This window comes from Parabacteroides sp. APC149_11_2_Y6 (assembly GCF_054506995.1).
This window is the reverse complement of the sequence record NZ_CP173709.1, coordinates 3,461,630-3,480,324: the sequence shown is the minus strand read 5'-3', so window position 1 is coordinate 3,480,324 and position 18,695 is coordinate 3,461,630. Positions and strand designations below refer to the sequence as shown.

At 36.5% G+C, this 18,695-nt stretch carries 23 protein-coding genes; 14 read left to right on the top strand and 9 right to left on the bottom strand.

Going from position 1 to position 18,695, the window contains the following annotated elements:
* The first annotated feature begins 131 nt into the window (after positions 1 to 131).
* Complete coding sequence (locus ACGE0T_RS14440; RefSeq protein WP_459187324.1) at positions 132 to 1,706, top strand: sulfatase family protein; 1,575 nt, start codon at positions 132 to 134, stop codon at positions 1,704 to 1,706.
* 865 nt (positions 1,707 to 2,571) lie between these two features.
* Here the strand turns inward: ACGE0T_RS14440 and ACGE0T_RS14435 are convergent.
* Positions 2,572 to 2,802: a hypothetical protein gene (locus ACGE0T_RS14435; RefSeq protein ID WP_459187323.1), complete on the bottom strand. Its 231-nt coding sequence runs from the start codon at positions 2,800 to 2,802 to the stop codon at positions 2,572 to 2,574.
* A gap of 78 nt (positions 2,803 to 2,880) precedes the next feature.
* Entirely contained in the window at positions 2,881 to 3,705 is an 825-nt protein-coding gene (locus tag ACGE0T_RS14430) for a site-specific integrase (RefSeq protein ID WP_459187322.1), read from the bottom strand.
* 402 nt (positions 3,706 to 4,107) lie between these two features.
* Between ACGE0T_RS14430 and ACGE0T_RS14425 the strand changes: the two genes are divergently transcribed.
* Entirely contained in the window at positions 4,108 to 4,605 is a 498-nt protein-coding gene (locus ACGE0T_RS14425; RefSeq protein WP_459187321.1) for a hypothetical protein, read from the top strand.
* A 453-nt stretch (positions 4,606 to 5,058) separates the two neighbouring features.
* Here ACGE0T_RS14425 and ACGE0T_RS14420 read toward each other — a convergent pair whose 3' ends face one another.
* The gene (locus tag ACGE0T_RS14420) at positions 5,059 to 6,003 is read right to left on the bottom strand and encodes an AAA family ATPase (RefSeq protein WP_459187320.1); all 945 of its coding nucleotides are present in this window, start codon (positions 6,001 to 6,003) and stop codon (positions 5,059 to 5,061) included.
* 150 nt (positions 6,004 to 6,153) lie between these two features.
* Here ACGE0T_RS14420 and ACGE0T_RS14415 point away from each other — a divergent pair, with 150 nt between their 5' ends.
* Together ACGE0T_RS14415 and ACGE0T_RS14410 are read left to right on the top strand one after the other, a co-directional pair.
* A complete protein-coding gene (locus tag ACGE0T_RS14415; RefSeq protein WP_459187319.1) occupies positions 6,154 to 6,528 on the top strand; it encodes a DUF3127 domain-containing protein in 375 nt (124 codons plus the stop codon).
* An 11-nt stretch (positions 6,529 to 6,539) separates the two neighbouring features.
* Positions 6,540 to 6,881 carry a hypothetical protein gene (locus tag ACGE0T_RS14410; RefSeq protein WP_459187318.1) on the top strand — a complete coding sequence of 114 codons (342 nt, stop codon included), beginning with the start codon at positions 6,540 to 6,542 and terminating at the stop codon, positions 6,879 to 6,881.
* Here the strand turns inward: ACGE0T_RS14410 and ACGE0T_RS14405 are convergent, their stop codons facing one another.
* From ACGE0T_RS14405 to ACGE0T_RS14380, 6 genes are read right to left on the bottom strand one after another with little or no spacing between them, the layout of a single operon-like run.
* Positions 6,882 to 7,082 (bottom strand): hypothetical protein, encoded by a 201-nt coding sequence (locus ACGE0T_RS14405; protein WP_459187317.1) that lies wholly within the window; start codon positions 7,080 to 7,082, stop codon positions 6,882 to 6,884.
* Positions 7,063 to 7,272, bottom strand: coding sequence for a hypothetical protein (locus ACGE0T_RS14400; protein WP_459187316.1), 210 nt, complete (start codon positions 7,270 to 7,272; stop codon positions 7,063 to 7,065). Before ACGE0T_RS14400 ends, ACGE0T_RS14405 begins: the two co-directional genes overlap by 20 nt.
* A 1-nt stretch (position 7,273) precedes the next feature.
* Positions 7,274 to 7,654 (bottom strand): DUF1064 domain-containing protein, encoded by a 381-nt coding sequence (locus ACGE0T_RS14395; RefSeq protein WP_459187315.1) that lies wholly within the window; start codon positions 7,652 to 7,654, stop codon positions 7,274 to 7,276.
* Between the two features lie 12 nt (positions 7,655 to 7,666).
* On the bottom strand, positions 7,667 to 8,479 hold the full coding sequence (locus ACGE0T_RS14390) for a hypothetical protein (protein ID WP_459187314.1): 813 nt from the start codon (positions 8,477 to 8,479) through the stop codon (positions 7,667 to 7,669).
* Positions 8,480 to 8,481: 2 nt separating this feature from the next.
* Complete coding sequence (locus ACGE0T_RS14385; protein ID WP_459187313.1) at positions 8,482 to 9,951, bottom strand: phage portal protein; 1,470 nt, start codon at positions 9,949 to 9,951, stop codon at positions 8,482 to 8,484.
* Positions 9,948 to 12,821 carry an LAGLIDADG family homing endonuclease gene (locus ACGE0T_RS14380; protein ID WP_459187312.1) on the bottom strand — a complete coding sequence of 958 codons (2,874 nt, stop codon included), beginning with the start codon at positions 12,819 to 12,821 and terminating at the stop codon, positions 9,948 to 9,950. Before ACGE0T_RS14380 ends, ACGE0T_RS14385 begins: the two co-directional genes overlap by 4 nt.
* Positions 12,822 to 13,197: 376 nt before the next feature.
* Between ACGE0T_RS14380 and ACGE0T_RS14375 the strand changes: the two genes are divergently transcribed.
* The 10 genes from ACGE0T_RS14375 to ACGE0T_RS14330 all read left to right on the top strand — a co-directional run bounded on the left by ACGE0T_RS14375 (position 13,198) and on the right by ACGE0T_RS14330 (position 18,694).
* A complete protein-coding gene (locus ACGE0T_RS14375; RefSeq protein WP_459187311.1) occupies positions 13,198 to 13,854 on the top strand; it encodes a hypothetical protein in 657 nt (218 codons plus the stop codon).
* Positions 13,855 to 13,871: 17 nt separating this feature from the next.
* Positions 13,872 to 14,513 (top strand): hypothetical protein, encoded by a 642-nt coding sequence (locus tag ACGE0T_RS14370; protein WP_459187310.1) that lies wholly within the window; start codon positions 13,872 to 13,874, stop codon positions 14,511 to 14,513.
* Between the two features lie 14 nt (positions 14,514 to 14,527).
* The gene (locus ACGE0T_RS14365; RefSeq protein ID WP_459187309.1) at positions 14,528 to 15,736 is read left to right on the top strand and encodes a hypothetical protein; all 1,209 of its coding nucleotides are present in this window, start codon (positions 14,528 to 14,530) and stop codon (positions 15,734 to 15,736) included.
* 13 nt (positions 15,737 to 15,749) lie between these two features.
* Positions 15,750 to 16,112: a hypothetical protein gene (locus tag ACGE0T_RS14360; protein WP_459187308.1), complete on the top strand. Its 363-nt coding sequence runs from the start codon at positions 15,750 to 15,752 to the stop codon at positions 16,110 to 16,112.
* The gene (locus ACGE0T_RS14355; protein WP_459187307.1) at positions 16,106 to 16,438 is read left to right on the top strand and encodes a hypothetical protein; all 333 of its coding nucleotides are present in this window, start codon (positions 16,106 to 16,108) and stop codon (positions 16,436 to 16,438) included. The genes ACGE0T_RS14360 and ACGE0T_RS14355 overlap by 7 nt, the downstream gene beginning before the upstream one ends.
* 3 nt (positions 16,439 to 16,441) lie before the next feature.
* Entirely contained in the window at positions 16,442 to 16,882 is a 441-nt protein-coding gene (locus ACGE0T_RS14350) for a hypothetical protein (RefSeq protein ID WP_459187306.1), read from the top strand.
* A complete protein-coding gene (locus ACGE0T_RS14345) occupies positions 16,879 to 17,274 on the top strand; it encodes a hypothetical protein (RefSeq protein WP_459187305.1) in 396 nt (131 codons plus the stop codon). The genes ACGE0T_RS14350 and ACGE0T_RS14345 overlap by 4 nt, the downstream gene beginning before the upstream one ends.
* Before the next feature lie 7 nt (positions 17,275 to 17,281).
* A complete protein-coding gene (locus tag ACGE0T_RS14340) occupies positions 17,282 to 17,881 on the top strand; it encodes a hypothetical protein (RefSeq protein WP_459187304.1) in 600 nt (199 codons plus the stop codon).
* Between the two features lie 61 nt (positions 17,882 to 17,942).
* Positions 17,943 to 18,383 (top strand): hypothetical protein, encoded by a 441-nt coding sequence (locus tag ACGE0T_RS14335; protein ID WP_459187303.1) that lies wholly within the window; start codon positions 17,943 to 17,945, stop codon positions 18,381 to 18,383.
* A gap of 38 nt (positions 18,384 to 18,421) precedes the next feature.
* Positions 18,422 to 18,694 (top strand): hypothetical protein, encoded by a 273-nt coding sequence (locus ACGE0T_RS14330; RefSeq protein ID WP_459187302.1) that lies wholly within the window; start codon positions 18,422 to 18,424, stop codon positions 18,692 to 18,694.
* Position 18,695: the final 1 nt, after the last annotated feature.

Here is an 18,695-nt window from a genome sequence, read left to right as displayed (position 1 = left end):
TTCTGGTTTTATATACCTGATATAAACTGTAAAGTGGGTATATCTAACGGTTTTTATCCATATATTTGCAAATATATAGGATAGTCAAGTCTAAATCTAATTAACATAAACGTTTTAATCTAATTAAAAACATGAAAAAGAATCAGCTATTTCTTTTTACCGGAGTGGCAGCAACTCTACTGCCTTCTTGTGCCGGAAAAGGACAACAGAAGGAGCCGGAAAAGCAGATGAATATTTTGTATATCATGTGCGACGACCATTCCTATCAAACAATCAGTGCGTATAATCACCGTTTTATTGAAACACCTAATATTGACAGGATTGCCAATGAAGGGGTAAGGTTTACAAATAGTTTTGTTGCCAACTCTTTGAGTGGTCCGAGCCGTGCCTGCCTTTTGACAGGCAAGCACAGTCATAAGAATGGTTTTACGGATAATACGAAGAGGTTTGACGGCAGTCAGCAGACCTTCCCTAAATTATTACGGAAGGCTGGTTATCAGACTGCAATTGTAGGAAAGTGGCATTTGACATCCGATCCTACCGGATTTGATTATTGGAATATCCTGACCGGTCAGGGAGATTATTACAATCCTTATTTTATAGATAATGGGGTGAAGAAACAGATAGAAGGTTATGCTACCAATATCACGACCGATTTGGCTTTGGATTGGCTTGAAAATAAGCGGGATAAAAATAAACCATTCTGTTTGTTATTGCATCATAAGGCTCCTCACCGTACCTGGATGCCGGATACCTGTGATTTGGACTTGTATGAAGATGTGGTATATCCTGTTCCTGAAACTTTTTATGATAAATATGAAGGTAGGATTGCTGCTTCTCAACAGGAGATGAGTATCATTAAGGATATGGATTTGGTATATGACCTGAAGATGGCGGATAAAGAGAATGAAATCCATACAACAACAGGGCTGGAAGCCTCCGGTCGCGATTTGTATAACCGGATGACACCGGCACAGAAAGCTGCCTGGGATAAACATTATGACCCGATTATCAAAGAATTTAAGGCAAAGAAACTAACAGGGAAAGCTTTGGCTGAATGGAAATACCAACAGTATATGCACGACTATATGCGTGTAATTCATTCTGTGGACCGTAATGTAGGACGTGTACTCGACTATATGCAAAAGAAAGGTTTGTTGGATAATACGATTATCGTGTATACTTCCGATCAAGGTTTCTATATGGGTGAACATGGTTGGTTTGACAAACGTTTTATGTATGAAGGGTCTTTCCGTACTCCTATGTTGGTTCGTTTTCCAGGAGGTGTAAAAGGGGATATTCCCGAAATGGTTCAGAATATTGATCATGCTGCAACATTCCTTGAACTGGCTGGTGTTCCTGTTCCGGCAGATATTCAGGGTGACTCATATCTTCCTTTGTTAAAAGGCAAACATCCGAAAGACTGGCGTACTTCCTTGTACTATCATTATTACGAATATCCGGCCGAACATGCAGTGAAGCGGCATTACGGTGTACGTACCGACCGCTATAAATTAATGCATTTTTATAATGATATCGATGTCTGGGAATTGTATGATTTGCAGAATGACCCGGATGAAATGCATAATATCTATAATGAACCGGGTAATGAAGCTTTAATAGACAGCCTCAAAACAGAATTACATAAATTGCAGAAGCAGTATGATGACCCGATAGAACAGGAGCTAACGGAAAAGAAAAAGTAGAATTAACTTAGTTCTAATCGAACTATATCGCTCGATTAAAATTTTGAACAAAGATAGTATATAATATTGCAAGCTAAAATGTCATTTTAGCTTTATTAAATATTATACATGAAGACTTTGTTTGTTTACTTTTCTTGCAGATAATGAACATCATAGAGTTGTATTTTATTAGTTGTTAAAGAATAAATAGTGTCAATGGTTATCTGTTTGTTATTTGTTAAGCTAAAACAACAATATTTGTATGAGATCTGACAATTGTATATTGTTTTATGCTTTTAAATAGTTGATTTATAGTAATCAAATGGTATTGATAAAGTGTTTAGTTCGATTAGAACTAAGTTGCTTTTGATGTATTTTATTTGATTTTAGGAATGAAAATAAATGCTCTTCTGTAAATAAATGAAAGATTTTGTATTGTGGGATATTGTTTGAACATAAATGAATAAAAGATATAAATCTTGATAGGTTCTAAGATTTATAACCAAAGCCTTAACGTCCTTTCAAATTTACCCTATACTATCCCTCTGGCAACTACCAGAGGGATTTTTTTAGTTCTGAAACCAAAAAATGGAACTAAAAAGGGTATAATCCCTATTTTAGTCCCATTTTTTATATCTGTTTACGGAGTTAAAGTGGAGCATATCGGACTCGAACCGATCACCTTCAGACTGCCAGTCTGGTTTTGTTGACTGTTAGTTTTCTGATATTTAAATAGTTATGTTTTTTTTATGGTTTATTTGCGGTATGATTGCGGTGGTTTTGTCTTGCTGTTAAGGGATACATTGACAAAGATGGCGACTATAAAATAATAGCCGCCACCCCGGTACGTTTGTCATGTTCTTCGAGAACCTCATGCAAAGATATGTTATTCAGACAAAGAATCTATAAAATCTTCAAATAATTCTCTATGTTCATCTGTTAAATCAATGTCGTAATCATTTTGTATATTATTTTCTCCAAATAGCCATCTAAAAAATGAAGGGTCTTCCTCTGCGCACATTTCTACGTATTCTTTGAATGATGTAGTAGAAGAATCAATATATGTTTCATATTGTTCCCGGAGAAGTTGTTCTGCATTTTGTCTTATCGTAGCCATGGTCAATTGTTTTTTTATTGCCTTGTAAAGATGCAATTTGTTTTTATAGCATCAAATAAAATAACAGTAAATATTGTATTATTTAAAATACTCCATTACCTTTTCAGGTAGTTCTTTCAGTCCGCAACAAATATAAGTCTCGGTCTGTGTAGTGCTGGAATGTCCCATCATCTTACTTATAGCGAAAAGATCGCATCCTCTAAGATATAGATTTGTGGCAAAACTCCTACGGGCATCATGAGAAGAAATAAACATCCATTTTTCTCCTACCGCTTCTTTGCCAGCTTGAAAGAGTTTTATGATCTCATTTATCTCGCATTTTTTGCAGATATCTCGAATTGTTCTATTGAACGTGACGTCGGAATATTCTTTAAAGCTATAAGATAAATAATCAATGACAACAGGTTTTAAAGGAACATCCGCTTGTATTTTTGTTTTCTGGCTAACATAGCGCAAATGTCCGTTTACAATATTGGTTTTATCCAGTTTCATAAAATCAGAATGCCGGCAACCGGTATAAGCGCCTATTATGAATTGGCTCCTTACCTGATTTTCAAGTTCTGAAGCAGGGATATATTCTATGATCCTTGTTAACTCTTCTTCTGTTAACCAAGTGTTAGTCGACTTTACATTGCGTATAGTCAAGACCTCATTGTAGTTTTTGCAAGGAATATCTATTTCTTCAGAATAGACATTTAAGACAGACTTTATCATTGCGCAATAAGTCTTTTGAGACGATTGAGCAACTTTATCTGATATGAACTCGCAAAAGTCTATGATATTTAGCTTTGTGAAGTCTTTCCAGCCAAATTCATGCCCCAAACTCTCATTCATATATTTAAGAATCCTGTTGTATTTAGGATACTTTCTTAAAAATGCTTGCTTGAAAGATATTGTTTTCATATTGCTATATATTTTATTGTTAATAATCGATGTATATAGCATGTTAATCAGGTGGGTAAATTTGGAAGAATTACAAAAGCTTTATATCTTTGCCCCATAGTCACGGGGTTAAGCTTAAGTTTTTTAGCTTTTGCTTTTCCTTTTTGGATCTGTTGGTATTCCACTACCGGCAGATCCTTTTTTATCCATCATTTCAAGTAACACGCCTGTAAGTTTATCTCTTTCTTACACTACAAATATACATATAATATTTTATATAACAATGTATTAATGTGTTTATTTTCATTATTTTACGATGTTTATTTATTAATAATATTGGTGCGAAATAAGACCGTATAACAGCACTTTGTTTTATTATGACTATTTGCTATCTTTGATGCGTAACTGTTTAATATTGAAGATATGATAAGCGAAGAAGAACAAAATAAGATTATATTAATATCCAAACTGACAGATAAAGAAAAATTTTGCCTAGATGCATATCTGGTAAATGGAGATAGAAAATCTGCCTATGTGTATTCCAGAGACCGGATGATAACAGCAAATAGCGATTCCGTTTCTGCATTGATTAGGAAATTCTTTGCACAACCTAAAGTTAAGGCTTATATCGAAGCTAGAAGAAATCAGATTGAAGCTAAAAGAGATAAAGAAAGGTTTGAAGAGGAAGGGGTTGATTATACTCAAATCGATAAAGCTGAATTATTACAACAGTTGGTTTTATTGTTTAGGACGGAGAAAGATACTAAGATAAAAGCTGATTTAGGAATGAAGATTGCAGACCTTCAACAGATGAAAAAAGAGCAAACAGAACAAGAAGAACAGATAAAATACTATTTACCTCTTCAATGCTCTAAATGCGAGCTATATTTAAACGCCAAAATGTCAGATAACAATACTTAATGTTGTAACATGCTGATAATTAGATATGTAAATATTATTCGTATAATATAAACTAACAAGCCGGTTTCTGATGCAGATAATTTTTAATATGTTTTAACCGGGTGGGGTACACCCCCGGTTAGGCTATGGCATAGTTTTTGGCTATTCGACTCATCTAAAAAATTTTTTTTCTCCTATTTTTTTTCTTTCCTCATCTTTCATCTTGCTATCTTACCTACCCCTTTAAACTGTAATAATTGTATAGTTTACACTGTAAACTTGTTTATTTATATTTATTTTCATCATGTGGCTGTATTAGGTTTTACCTTATAACGACCTTATATTTTACCTTATAGTACCTTATTTACTCTAAACTCCCTAATATAACCTTACTTACCCTATTCCCTATATATATAGGGATAGGTAAGGTAAGGTAAAGGTTATAGGGGATAAAATGGAGTTAAGTTGTTGATTTTAAGCGTTATTTAGATGGTATATACCTTCTTCATCCTTGTATACCAACCTTACTTTCAAAGCATACCTTAAGTTAGCTTCTGCCGTAGACATCTTTATACCAAGTTTTACTTGCAGAATAGGTATTAATTCGGAGTATTTATAGGTTTTGCCTTCATCGAATAATTCTTCTAGTGCTGGGATAAGCTTTTTATCCCTTGTCATTTTTGTTGAGCCTTTACATATGATAGGCAATCCTGTTTCATCGCTTATTTCGAAGGAGAATTGATTGAAAGGCATATTTCTGCAGCAGGCAGGGATAACCTTTGTTGTGTTTGCTATAGGTTCAAGAGAGAATACTGTTTCTGATTTGTTGGTTAGTTCAGAGCCAAGATGCCCTCTCGCATTGGAGTCTCCTTTGTTTTGGTGTAGGACTGAGCATATATGGCAATCGTATTGGTGATGTATCCACATGAGCAGGTCTTTGAGTCTACTTGATTCTTTGACGTCATTAATATCATAGACGAAATCCCTGATGCCATCTATGATAATAACATCCGGTCGATATTCCTCCACGGCATCCTTGAGCTTTTCTACCCGTTGTTCAGTGGAGAGGATTGAGAAGGACAGTGGGATTATATCTTCGCAGTTTTGCATAATGCTTATATTGGCCATTTCGTATGCTCTTGCCACAGATTGGTGAAAATGGAATATTGATTGCTCTGTGTCTATCCATAATGTTTTGACAGGCGAACATCTTTTAAGGGTGAGTATTTCATTCTTTTTTGCTAATGCGGCGACTATTGCAGAAAGGAAAAATGTTTTGCGTGATTTTGCTTTTCCGGTGATCAGGCTCATGGCATCACGGGAAAAGACGGTAACATCATCTTGTTTCAGGATTGGCCTTTCTTCATCTTGATCAGAAGTGATGTCCAGGAATAATGTGTCTAAATGAATTTCTGTCATAAGTATAGTGTAATTAAATAAAATAGCCCGATAATCCTACGTATGCAGGAATACCGGGCTTATTGTGCCTCTAAGTCTCTGACAAAGATAGCTATTTTGTTGTTTTATTGGATGTTTATAGGTATTTTTGTATTAAATAAATCAATGGTTATGGAATTTACGGGAAAGATTATTTCGGTTTTACCTCTTCAGACAGGGACGGGGAAATCGGGCAGTGCTTGGAGCAAGCAGGAATATGTTATTGAGTCGGAAGAAAAATATCCTAAGCGCATGTGCTTTGGAGCGTGGAATGATAAGATAAATGAATTGTCCATTTGCCAAGGAGAAAGTTTAAAAGTGTTTTTTAATGTGGATGCGCGTGAATGGCAAGGACGGTGGTTTAACGAAATATCGGCATGGAAGGTGGAAAGGAGTACTGTAATGGCTTCAAATCCTCAAAGTGGCCAGGTGTATCAAAATAATAATGGAGGCCTTAAATCGCCTGAAAATGTTCCGGTGGGCGTTGAGGATGATTTGCCATTTTAAAAGATACGGATATGAATAAAGCAGGAAAAGAAATACTGGATGACCTAAGTTGTTTTTGGAAAGAAGGATTCTCATCACCGGAAGCCATAGATGTAATAAGAGAAAGCAACAGGATACAAGAAAATATCCTTCAATTAATCAGGAATGGTTGTTACGTCTTTATCTTTAATGAAGAAAACAAGGTTATTGGTTTTATTTCAAACGAAGAAAAATTTGTGAAGTTCTGGAATAATACTTTTATGTATAGTTGTCTTATTGTAGACAAAGACGGATGCATTTATAACCAAGAAGGAGAGAATACAGGACATAAAGTAAAATCCCCATCTACTTTGAGGAAATTATTGGAAAGATGATTAGAGTGCCGAATTGCCTTTTGCCTTTTCTATCGCTTGAATGGCGTAATAAGCCGTGACATTTTCAACAACACCACGGTTAAACGCGTTTCCTTCGTTCATACCGGCTAATATACGCTGTAGCAAGACATTGTTATTAGCCGATATTTGAAGGTTTGCCTCTTGTAGTTTTATTAGATAATCAATCTTTTCCTCGTTCATTGATTTGGCTTTCTTTTTGTAACTTCTTAATCATATTCAAGACCATATCAATTTCTGGTATGTTTAATTCCGGAAAAATATATTCTTTATTCCGGGAATGGAGTTGTATTAATATACAACTAACTCCCATTGAGTAAGCATCTATTTCAGATTGCATACGTGCAATTTCTCTTATTCCTTCCGCGTCCATATTAATAAACTTCGTTAATTGCTATTCCGTGTACATGAAGCATAAGTTTTCTCTTTAGCCGGTAAAGGTCATCCAGGAACTTTTTGGAAGCCTTAACGTCTTCAACTACCATGTAGCCGTCTTTTACATAAGTGAAATCCGCATTATAATAAGCAGCCCTCTCTTTTATCTTTTTGATTTTTTTCGACTTTGTTTTCAGTTTGACTGTTACTGTTTCATACTGCGCTGGGATAATTTCAAATGGGACTTGCCTTTCCAAGTTTGAAATTTCTCCGTTTTTCTCCATGTCAAGGAGCACTAAAAAGCGTTCATACTCTTTTTGACTGTCAAAGGAACCGTATTGGTTGTTGACTTTTTTGTTTCCAAATTTAGATCTGTTCATGATTATGTTGTATTATTGGTAAATTGGTATGTATAAGCATAGGCAAAAAGGATGATAGCCAAAAAACTCTTCTTCTGCCGCGTGAGGGACAAAAGCCTCGCTTTCACATATCGGGCACGGGTAGTTGCTTCCTCTAATGGTAAACCATCCTATAAATCCCTTCTTTTTGAATATCGCCCTAAGCGACTTGTTGTATATTTGCTGCAGCGTTGTTACATAAAGCCTTTTCAGGTTTTCAAAAGCGCTAATGTATCGCCCTTTACCATAATGTATGCCTCTTGTTTTTATACGCGTTGCCGCAAAACCCCCCTTTTTGATGGCTTCTTTGACAATATCGGAAGCATAAGGGGATTTCATGTAAGTTTGCCATTGCCTTAGTATTTCATTTTTGGAAAAGGATTTTGCCATTCCTGCTGCAATGAAAGCTTCAATCTCACTTTTAAGCTGGGTTGTATATAGGCTTATCCTTTGTTTTAAAGTCCTGTCTCCTATAGCGCTTGCCAAAAATGAAATAATCAGCGCGTCTTTTATTTTGTCGTCTTCTCTTTCCTCTGCAATACCTTTTACTGTAATGGAGCCTTTTTCAATTGCTTTATATATGGCTTCATTCAATGCCCGTATAGCCTCGTTTACCTTTTCGTTGATAATTTCATTGTCAGAGAACCGGAAACGCTCAGGATGCCCCTTGTATGACATTGAAATGCTTATTATCTCAGACAAATGCTCCCGGATGATGCGTTTTATTTCCGATTCAGCTTTTACATGTTCATCCAAGACTTTCTCTGCATATTTTTTAGCCTTTTTTATATCGTCGTCTTTACTCATGGTTATTTAGTCTGTGCTTGTTGTTGGTTATATAAATTATCACCGGAGTTTGTCCCTTCTCCTTTATATTCTTCAACTCCCCCGGTTCCTGTTAGTTCTTGCCTTTGTTGATTAAGCAAGCGGCTAAATTCGTCACTTGAGCTATATGGATGTCTTTCTGCAGCAGTCTCCACAGATAAAGTTCCGTCAATTACGGATGTGTTTAGGTTGGATATTATCTCTGCATCATTCTGATGGACATAAACTTCAATATCACCTCTTACATCCAGTTCGTTATATTCAGTCATCTTTCCTGTTTCAAGCCCATATCCATGCTTAAACAAAGAAACCATTTCATCAATTGAGGAATTATATTCGTTCTTGTCATTAATGCCCTGTTCAACAGAAGGGGAATAGAGGATTTTAATCGTAACCCCGGGCAAATCTCCGCCTTTAACCTCTGGAGGAAGTACAGTAAAGCTTCCCATAAGTATGAATTTCAAGGTCTGTTCCAGTTGGAGGTCAAATGATGAACTGGCGTCTGCCTTTTCCATGAATCCTGCACTACCTTCGGTGTCATCCATCATGATTGCCCTGGCTTCCCCTCTTAAGTCTCCTTGTATTTCAAATCCTCCTTTGATAACCATAATGCGGAAAGCATATGATTTGTTATTTTCAAACAGCTGGGAAAGTGCCATTTCAAGTTTGTCAATTAAATCTTGGACGTCCGACCAGCAAGCCCCCTTCTCTACTTTTTTGTATACAATAGGAATTTCTTCAAATCCGTGAGGGGTAGGAGGCATTTGGACTTCCCAGCCTTCTTGGTCAGCATTACGGTTGGCAAGGGAATATCTATATCTTGAAAAATATTTATTGTCCCATAGTTCAAGGAATAAAACTTCTTCTCCCACTTCATAGTCAAAAGCCATAAAGCTACGCCCAAACCTCTCCAGCTTACCATCGAATCCGAATATAGGATGAAGCCTGTCTCCATTTAATGCTGAGAATACCCGGTATGAAAATTTATTATTATTAATGACAGCACAGAACGCTCCATCCCCAGTCGCTTTTACAGACTTGCAGAAGTCGTACTTGGCTGTTTCCATATTCTTTTTTATCCAACCTTGTTTAAGCTCCTGTACCAGCTTTTTTCTTGTATCGGTGTAGTCATTCCCGGAGTAGACAAATTTTATATTCTTTCCGCACAGGTGGGTGAGATGTTTGGTTAAAATGATTTGTTGCATGGCTATAGAAACACGCTCAATAGCAATCTCTACAACTTGATCGTATTCGTTCCCATTAGAATCTCTTTTTTTAATTTTCTTGAAAATATTCTCATAATAAGACGGGTCGTTAATCTTATGCCCGGAAGGGTGTAACTCTGCAAGAAATTCACTTTGGTAAATTTCTATTTTGTTTACGCGGTTAATGCCTATGGAAGGCATAATTTTATAAAATTTAGGACGGGTGTTGTAAATGTCATCTATTGTCATAAGTAGTATGCTCCTATTCGTTTAATAACTTTTTTACTTGTTCTTATTATTTCCAGATACTCCCTAATATAAAGGGCGTCAATAAAATTAGGCGAGTGCCCAATGATAGCAATAGCCTCCGCTTTTGGCATAATCTTGAATTTTCCATCAATATTTTTGTTATCCCTTCGAAAAGATACATACTCTTCTCTGAGGTGGTCTATTAGCATTTTACCCAATATTCTTCTACCTAGCAATAATCCGTCAAAGCTGTATCCTTGTAGTTTTATCCTATCACAGCACAAGTCTATACACTGGGCTTTTAAATTTTCATAGTTTGAAATCATTTGTTTTACATTTCCAAATTGGACTTCTTTTTTATCAGTAGGAGAAGCATTCGTAAAGAATGGGTGTGCTTTAGGCATAAATCCCTCAAGGTATTTACCAAGACCGGTGGCATCATAGCAAAAGCATTCTTCAGGTACAGCATATTTGTCAAGAAAGTTATTAATGTTAGATAGCAAAATCTGGGCGTTAACTTTAAATACTTCCACAGCCATAGCGTGAAATCCTTCCCAATAAAATAATACCGCTAAGTCTCCTCCATCAAAGGCTATATCTGCAGTAACACATCTATATTCACTTCTTTGTTGTGAATTTTTGAATATGGCTTCAAGATGATCGCGAGTGATTAATCCGTCTCCAGATGATTTAAACTTCCAGTTCCCTTTTAAATCCCTCATTCTTTGTTCTTCGCTTTGTTGGGCTAGATTCTTGAAATACGAGGGATCGCTTTCTAGTAAAATTTTATTTTCTTCTAAACGTCCAATAATAAAAGTGACAGAAAATATAAACATATCCAATTTGTTTCCAAATTGCTCAAGTTCTGGTGTCCACATTGCGTCAATCTTATCTTTGGCTTGTTCGTATACTTCTTCTTTAGTTTCACCCCAGTAGACTTGATCTTCTCTGTCTCCCCACATATAGCAATAGAGGATTTTTCCATTCATTTCTTCTATAGGGTATCCGTCTTCTCCAATCCATTTATAACGACATTTCTCTACACCATCTTCTCCAATTTTGTTAGAATATGTTCCTCCAATGAAGCGAGCAACCCAACTGTCTGGGTCTGGATTGCATGTTCCAATTATTTTATTTTCTAATCCTTGGGCGTTTCTATTGCAGGTTAATAAAAATTTGAAATAAGTATAAGGGATTTGAGTAACCTCGTCAATACCTATATATGCTATTTGCATTCCTCTATATCTAGTAGTGAATCCATCAAAGCTGTCGGAATAATATCCAAAATTGAGTTTTCCGCCATTACTGAAGTTCCACGTCATATCTTGAGATGATTTATTGTATACCCCGAAATCTTTATAGAAGAAATTGGATTGGTCTACAATTGACCCACTTCGCTTTGCATCGTTAATCTCTTTACGAAATATGGAACCTAAAAAATGAGGATTTTCAATGTACTTGTATCCATTCATTAAAAGCCCAGCACTATTATGAGTTACAATAAAATCATTTGTTAGATATAAGCTGTCTGTATTAGATACAGCAATGCAGCAAACTTCTTTTTCTCCAACATACTCATATCCAACGATTCGCCTTCCATATTCGCTGATGCCTCCATTATACACTTTGCTTCTTTCTTTTTTTCGTGCAAGGCGGAACAATCTATAAGAATCTTTTAATCGAATGTATACATCATAACAGTCGGAACATTCTATGTAAATTCCATCTTTTTTATAACCAGCCTTACTTTTTGTTATTGTTGCTATGCCTCCTAAACTGTTAATCATAAATTTGACATCTTTTGCTAGCTGTTCGCTTACAGTCGAAAAGCTACAATGCCCTCTGGAATCTATAGTTCCATCAGTATCCATCAAACCTTGAATTAAAGAAAACCTATCATCTAAAGATCCATATAGATAGTATTTAGGTATAAATTTGGTATAAGATTTATGACCAGCTATGCCTAATTGTTGTAGTTCTTCTATAAGATCTGTATTAGTAATTCGGTAACATCTTGATTTTTTATAATCATAAGATGTAAAATGTGTCATATCAATGCCTGCGTTGGTAAATTGTTGAACAACTTCATCATCCATTGATTCTAAGCATACACATTTATTGGTTATGTTTAATTCCGAAATCGATCCGTCTCCAATTAATGCACCTATTATATATGGATCAAACTTAGGTTTGTATGATCGCCCTATAGCTTTGGTAAATCTTACCGGTTCACACAAAGGAATCATAAGATGATAAGTACTTTTTAGACTTCCTGAATCTTTTATATCTAAAGCATCAATAATTTTTTTTGTACTCCATACAGTCCAGTCGGACTTTCTATCTAAATTATACAATTTCCTTTTTTTTCTGGATCGATTAGTTTTCTTTATATTCCAAAGATGATCAAGGGAGCATTCTACAGTCGAGCCATCTATAAATTTAAGACGATATATTTTTTTTATTCCATTGTTATAATTGTATACAACTCTTTGCATGCCACCGTCTAATCCTGTAATTATATCATTAGGCTTCAAATCTCCAATTCGTCTAAATCCGAATGGGGTGCATATTAACTCATTGATATTAAGACATTTTCCCCCGCCTCGAACTCCTCCGTAAAAGATAATGTTTGCCTCTGAAGTTAAAAGCATCTCCTGTCCTCCCTTCTGGGGTATAATATCCTTCTTCGATTTTTTCTTTCGAAGCTCTTCTATATGATCATAAGCATAAACTTTCCGACCATACTTTAAAAATACTGGGTCTAGATATTTTTCGTCTTCCATAAACAAAGAAAGCCCGGCATACCGTATAGGTACGACCGGGCTTATTGTGCCTCTAAGTTCAATAATTTTACATGCAAATATATACATATAAATAACTATATACAAATAAAATATACTATATATATGAAGTTTTACTTTAAATATTTGTTTTGAACATTTATTGTTTTTATATTTGCGATTAGAAAATAAATGTTTATGGACGCTGTAGACTATTCGATATTAACGGGGACGAAAGCTGAAAACGCCGTATATTGTCCTTATTGCGGCAAGGTATTAGCTAAAGTCATGAGAAAAAGTGGGAGCATTGTAAGTTTCAAATGCCGAAGGTGCAGCAAAGAAGTAACATTGAAGATATAATGTACCAGTAAACATAGGACTGGTATTTAATAGAGGCACAGTAAGCCCGATTCGCAAGTCAAAAAATGGCAGGCGTTTCGGGCTTTTTCATTTAATACAAATCACAATGAAAGAAAAAATTTCATCAAAGTTGAAAGAACTGGTTGGAAAAAACAACCTATTGAACCTGTCGGAAAGAACGATAACAGGTTATGCGGATTTAATATCTGGTACGGTTACGGAAGAAACGGAACTGACAGATGATTTTTACAGTAAGCATCTTGAATTTCTAAAGACAATGAATGGTCAGATTTATGCTGACACTAATTCAAAAGTTGAGGAGTTTAAGAAAACATTCAAGCCGGAACAGGAAAAGCAGCAGGCTGCTACAAGCCATTTTAATGCTGTAGAAGAACCTCAATGGGCTAAAGACCTACGGGAAAAATATTCTTCCATTGAAAGCAAGCTAACTGCAAAGGAGAAAGCAGAGTTGAGGCAGGCTAATCTTGACAAGGCAAAATCTATTTTGAAAGGTAATGGGGCTACAAATGAAAAAGTATTGAACATTGCTTTGAAACTAACGGATTTTGACGAGCAAATGACGCCTGAGCAGATTGCTGAAAAAGGTAAATCCGTATATGATTCTACTTATAAAGATTTGTATGGTGAAGGTGCTGCTCCGGCTTCTTCAAGTTCTTCTACGACAGAGAAACCTATTAGTCAAGAAGAACGGGCTAAAGCCATAGAAGAAAACCAGAAGAAGTATAGAAATCAGATTGTTTAATTAAAAAATTAAAAAGTATGGCTCAATTATGGAATAGGTATACTTCCAAATCACAGGAGTTCAAAGGTGGTATTCCTGTATGGGTGGAGATACCGAAAGATAGAGTATCCGGCGGGTTAATTATGAACGCGCTTCAGGATATGGAGGTACTTGCAAGCGGATCGCCTGTTGAGTATAACTACAAGACCCATGCAGCTAAAATCCTTAAGTGTTTTGAAGTCGAAGCAACGCAGACTTCAGATTTAAACACAATCATCACATTAAAGAAAACGGCTAAAACACCTAAGTTATATGCAGGCATGAATGTGATGGTTGCCCCGTCTTCTATTTCCGGAACGGGAAAGGCTGTTACATTGGGTAATGTGGACGAAAGCGAGAGTGGAAAATATAAAATTACTGTAGTTACAGCCGATATAGACGCTGTAAGTAAAGGTAAATTTATTGTTGAAGCCGAAGGTGCAGGGACTGGTAAACATATGTTTGCACAGCCTAATAACTTGACCAAAGAAGATACTGTAGGTGGAGAACAGAACACCGTCGGGATTCCAAGGGGAGTCAAGTATATTTATGAAAATATGATTCCGGCAATGCCAAAAATCGTAAAGGATAATATTGAGTTAGTTGAGTGGGAATGGTTCCCGGAAGAAGTAACAGAATAATAGGAGGATAGAATATGCCAGAAATGCCGCAATTATCTTATCAGTCTGATTTTTATAGACTGTTGCAGGGCGCATTACTTTCCAGTAATGGGCGCTACGAAAGCCTGGATGTTTTTTTCCGGGATGAATTTAACGAAAATGCATTTCCTAATGCAAAATGGCGTGAACTGTTTGAAGTAGCTGAAGAAAATGAAGATGGCGAATATGTTCAAATGATAGGTGTTAACACTTATCCGGTAATGGCTTCTTACACTGCTTATGATGCAGAAGGGCAGCTAATATCTAATGATGGGTTTAAGTTGAGTTCAAAGACTATGCCACGTATGAAGTTGGCAATGAACATTAATGAAAAGAGCTTCCGGGATGGACAGAAAATATCCAAACTGGGAGGAACACCAGAGTTCAATCGGATATTCCGTTCGTTTAATAAAGACGCCAGTGATTTGATTGCCGGATGTCAGGTTTTGCGAAGTTATACAGCCTTACAGGTTGAATCTACAGGCGCTTATGTCTCTACAGAAAAAAATAATGCTGGTGGAGTTATTGGCCTTAAGTTTAACTTTCTGGAACATGCTCCAGAAGCAAACAGACGTAAAGCTGGCGGATTTGGTGGAAAAAGTAAAAAATTCGCATGGACAGATGAAAAGGCTTATCCTCTGGGTGATTTGGTTGCAATGTATAAATTCTATACAAAGAACTTAAAAGTTCCGTTTAGGGGAGTTTTCCGAATGAGTGAGGCTACTGCAGACCTTTTATTGGAGCATCCTACAACCTTGGAAGAGGTAACAATTTGGAAGACGAATGGTATGGTTTCAGCCGACAACCTAACTAAGGTTACAGTAACAACAGAAGATATCAACGAATATATGACCACCCGCTTGAAGCTTCCGGCAATTAGCGTAGAAGATTGGCACGGTACATATCAATGCCTTGATGTCAAGACTCAGGAAATCAAGAAAACTCCGCTTCAAGCGTTTGAAGACAATGTCGTATTGCTTCGGCCGGAAGGGTATGTTGGTGATTTGCAATGGCAAGCTCCGACAACAATGTTCGCAACCAATATTAATCCAATGTATTTGGCTGATGGTGGCAAGATTGGCGTTCAACAGGAGATATTTTCTGGAAGAAAGGCTATGCAATTTACTGCAGAGGCTACCGGTATAACAGTACCTCGAAATATTGACTATTTTGTTTATTTGGATGTTGCCAATGCTGCATCATAAATCCTGATCTTTTATGGCTGAAACAGAAGACGTTTATACTATTTCGGATTATTTGGAAGGATTGTTTCCCGGATACACCCTGACTGATAAAACATTCAAGGCTATTTTATCTAAGTATGATATAGATGCGAATACTCCGGTTAAAGATGTACCTGAAAAAGTAAAAGATTTGTCCGAAGCAGATATTGCCGAATTGGTAGCTTCAACGTCTTCTGTAACAGGCAGCATAGAAGATTCAGATGGAGGTTGGAAACACAGGGAAGGAGGTAGCCAAATGGCAAATTATGAAAGAAAGCTACTTCTTCAAAGAGCAAATAATTTACGTAAAAAATACGGATTAGGCAGGGCAAATATAAAAATAGTAAACCTATGGTAAACAATCCTAGACATCCGCATAACCTGCAAGTGTTAAGAGAACAGATAGACTCAGAAGGCAACATTATGTTTGATGAAGAAGGAAATCCTCTCACGGAAGTAGTCTTTGAAAGCGTCTGCCGTATTTACCCAACAGGGAAAAGCAGGTATCTGGGAGAAGTTGTTACTTCGGATTATACAATATCACTCCCATTGCATGATTTTTATATCAAGCCGGGATATTTTGTAAAAGTGACAACTCCAATAAGGGTTTTGTCCGGTGTAGTCGTAGACTCTTACGTAAATAATATTGGTGCAAACATCTGGTTTAACATAACAGACAATTAAGGAATGAAGAGCATAAGCGAACAATTTGACGCTGGTATAGCCAAGGCAATGCAACACAAGGATAATGCTGTGGAGGCAGGGCTGCGTAGTTTTGGTAATTATATTATTGAATATGCAGCAAGAACCAAAGCTGCAGGAAATATTACTTATAACCTGCAGGATTCATATGGTTATGGCATATACAAAAATGGCAAGTTGCTTGGAAATCCGGTGATGATACATAGCATAGCGGACGATCCTGATACAAAGGGAGGGCATGGAACTGAAAGGGGAAAGCGCTTTCTGGAAACATTCAAACCAAAGAAAAAGGGTTGGTCTATCTCGATTGTTGCCGGTGAATTTTATGCTTCATTCCTTGAAAATGAAAAGAACCTGGATGTACTTATACAAGCAATGTTTCATTCGAAAGACTCATTTGTGCAATTTTTCTCAAAGATGTCATGATATATAAGAATTACAATCCGGTAAGGATACGCAAGGCTTTAATGGATGAGGTGAAACGCCTTGGCCTGTCTAAGAATATTTTCTCTCAAAACAGACCTAAGACTTATGAGCAAATGAATGATTTTGTCGTTTGCAAAGTTTCTACCGGAGTCCGTGACCAAAACGCCTATGGTGATACATCTTGCAGGATTGAATTGTATGTCAAGAGTTTGCAGAACGGATTGGAGAATGAAAATAAAATGGGAAAAATGACGGATAAGCTGGAAGGCTTCAAGGCATATGAAAGTCCTTACCATTTCTTTGTGGACAGTATAATCCCTATGGGCATAGATGGTTATGGGTTTAGTATGTCAGCCGTTATTATCTCAACAGTTATTGAACGAGTAAATTAAAATTAATATGGCAGCAACATTAACAGAAGCAATTTTAAACGACCTTATGATGGGGGTGTCATCTATTCGGATGGTTGATCAAACAGATAGTTTGACTGATACGACTTTCGATGATGCAGACCAGATTTTCACAACAGAGGGTTCTTTAAATATTGCGCAGGGAGATCCCACAAAAACAGAAATTAAGATTGACCAGTCGGATTTGGCAATCGAAACGGCGTATACAGCAGGTGAATTTCCCATAACGGGGACAGTGCCTTCTTCTGCAATTGAGTTGTTTGACTACTTCTTTAACAAGTCGAAAACTCAGCCAACATTAACAACCGGTATTACATCTATCGATGGCACAACCAAATATAAAAGTGCCTCCGGTTATAGTTTGGATAATAAGCGTAAGAGAGTAACTATGCTTATTGAAAGCCAGAGTAAAAAGACTGCAGTTGTATTTATGAATGTCGATATGGTTGTGTCAATCAACTGGGGAGAAGTAAAAACAACTCCGCTTGGGCTTAATTTCAGCGGAACAGTCCTTCGCAATTCGACAGATGGTAAATCTGACTTTATTATTCTAAAGGCAGAGTCCGCTTCTTCATCTTCATTATTGTAAAAGGTTCAATGAAATAAGGGGAGAAGGGATAACCTTTTCCCCTTTGTAATAAATAACAAGAATGGAACAGCCAAATATAAAAGACCAACAAGAACTTATATCAATAGATAATAATGAAGTTACCGAGGTTCTTATTCCCGGAACAAAAGATAAAGTTAAAGTGGGTTGGATGAGACCGTATACATTAGAGCGTTCATCAAAACTTATCTTGAAAAAAGAGCGAGAACTTGAAAAATACGAGCCTAAACTGCTCTCTAAATTGGCTTCATTGTACATCCTTAATGGTGTAAAAATATTCTTTTTGCATCCCCTTTATTGGAGATACCTGTATTATATAAAAGGGTATAGGTATGACCAGTTAATTCCAATAATTGAAACTGCTAAAAAAAAAGTTCCTGTAGAAGCATATATCAAAGCTATAATCTTGGCTTCAGGGATGAAAACGACTCTGATGGGGATGACGCAGGAAGAGGCAGAGTCTATCCAAGTAGGACTCTTATAGGAATAAAGGCTTATTTCGGTGAAAAGCATCCATGGGCTTTGAAACCGTTAATCCTTTTAGGTGGATTGATAAATATACATGAGTACCCTTATCGGTTTGTCTTAAACCAAGCTAAGATTGAAATAATGAGTATGGATATTCCATATACCGATTATAACTCAGGCAAAGAGGACAAGGGAAAGAAGCCTAGCAATGATTTGGCAGACCGTCTAAATGAAGAGTCTGTAAGAAAAATGAGGGAACGCATTGCCCGTAAAAATGCGGAACAATCAGAGAAAATTAATTTATCAGAATTTCTAAATCAGGAATAGT

Excerpts from the sequence above, each read along its gene's own strand:
- ACGE0T_RS14440 (WP_459187324.1), top strand. The coding sequence starts at position 132 with ATGAAAAAGAATCAGCTATTTCTTTTTACCGGAGTGGCAGCAACTCTA.
- ACGE0T_RS14435 (WP_459187323.1), bottom strand. The coding sequence starts at position 2,802 with ATGGCTACGATAAGACAAAATGCAGAACAACTTCTCCGGGAACAATAT.
- ACGE0T_RS14430 (WP_459187322.1), bottom strand. The coding sequence starts at position 3,705 with ATGAAAACAATATCTTTCAAGCAAGCATTTTTAAGAAAGTATCCTAAA.
- ACGE0T_RS14425 (WP_459187321.1), top strand. The coding sequence starts at position 4,108 with ATGATAAGCGAAGAAGAACAAAATAAGATTATATTAATATCCAAACTG.
- ACGE0T_RS14420 (WP_459187320.1), bottom strand. The coding sequence starts at position 6,003 with ATGACAGAAATTCATTTAGACACATTATTCCTGGACATCACTTCTGAT.
- ACGE0T_RS14415 (WP_459187319.1), top strand. The coding sequence starts at position 6,154 with ATGGAATTTACGGGAAAGATTATTTCGGTTTTACCTCTTCAGACAGGG.
- ACGE0T_RS14410 (WP_459187318.1), top strand. The coding sequence starts at position 6,540 with ATGAATAAAGCAGGAAAAGAAATACTGGATGACCTAAGTTGTTTTTGG.
- ACGE0T_RS14405 (WP_459187317.1), bottom strand. The coding sequence starts at position 7,082 with ATGAACGAGGAAAAGATTGATTATCTAATAAAACTACAAGAGGCAAAC.
- ACGE0T_RS14400 (WP_459187316.1), bottom strand. The coding sequence starts at position 7,272 with ATGGACGCGGAAGGAATAAGAGAAATTGCACGTATGCAATCTGAAATA.
- ACGE0T_RS14395 (WP_459187315.1), bottom strand. The coding sequence starts at position 7,654 with ATGAACAGATCTAAATTTGGAAACAAAAAAGTCAACAACCAATACGGT.
- ACGE0T_RS14390 (WP_459187314.1), bottom strand. The coding sequence starts at position 8,479 with ATGAGTAAAGACGACGATATAAAAAAGGCTAAAAAATATGCAGAGAAA.
- ACGE0T_RS14385 (WP_459187313.1), bottom strand. The coding sequence starts at position 9,951 with ATGACAATAGATGACATTTACAACACCCGTCCTAAATTTTATAAAATT.
- ACGE0T_RS14380 (WP_459187312.1), bottom strand. The coding sequence starts at position 12,821 with ATGTATATATTTGCATGTAAAATTATTGAACTTAGAGGCACAATAAGC.
- ACGE0T_RS14375 (WP_459187311.1), top strand. The coding sequence starts at position 13,198 with ATGAAAGAAAAAATTTCATCAAAGTTGAAAGAACTGGTTGGAAAAAAC.
- ACGE0T_RS14370 (WP_459187310.1), top strand. The coding sequence starts at position 13,872 with ATGGCTCAATTATGGAATAGGTATACTTCCAAATCACAGGAGTTCAAA.
- ACGE0T_RS14365 (WP_459187309.1), top strand. The coding sequence starts at position 14,528 with ATGCCAGAAATGCCGCAATTATCTTATCAGTCTGATTTTTATAGACTG.
- ACGE0T_RS14360 (WP_459187308.1), top strand. The coding sequence starts at position 15,750 with ATGGCTGAAACAGAAGACGTTTATACTATTTCGGATTATTTGGAAGGA.
- ACGE0T_RS14355 (WP_459187307.1), top strand. The coding sequence starts at position 16,106 with ATGGTAAACAATCCTAGACATCCGCATAACCTGCAAGTGTTAAGAGAA.
- ACGE0T_RS14350 (WP_459187306.1), top strand. The coding sequence starts at position 16,442 with ATGAAGAGCATAAGCGAACAATTTGACGCTGGTATAGCCAAGGCAATG.
- ACGE0T_RS14345 (WP_459187305.1), top strand. The coding sequence starts at position 16,879 with ATGATATATAAGAATTACAATCCGGTAAGGATACGCAAGGCTTTAATG.
- ACGE0T_RS14340 (WP_459187304.1), top strand. The coding sequence starts at position 17,282 with ATGGCAGCAACATTAACAGAAGCAATTTTAAACGACCTTATGATGGGG.
- ACGE0T_RS14335 (WP_459187303.1), top strand. The coding sequence starts at position 17,943 with ATGGAACAGCCAAATATAAAAGACCAACAAGAACTTATATCAATAGAT.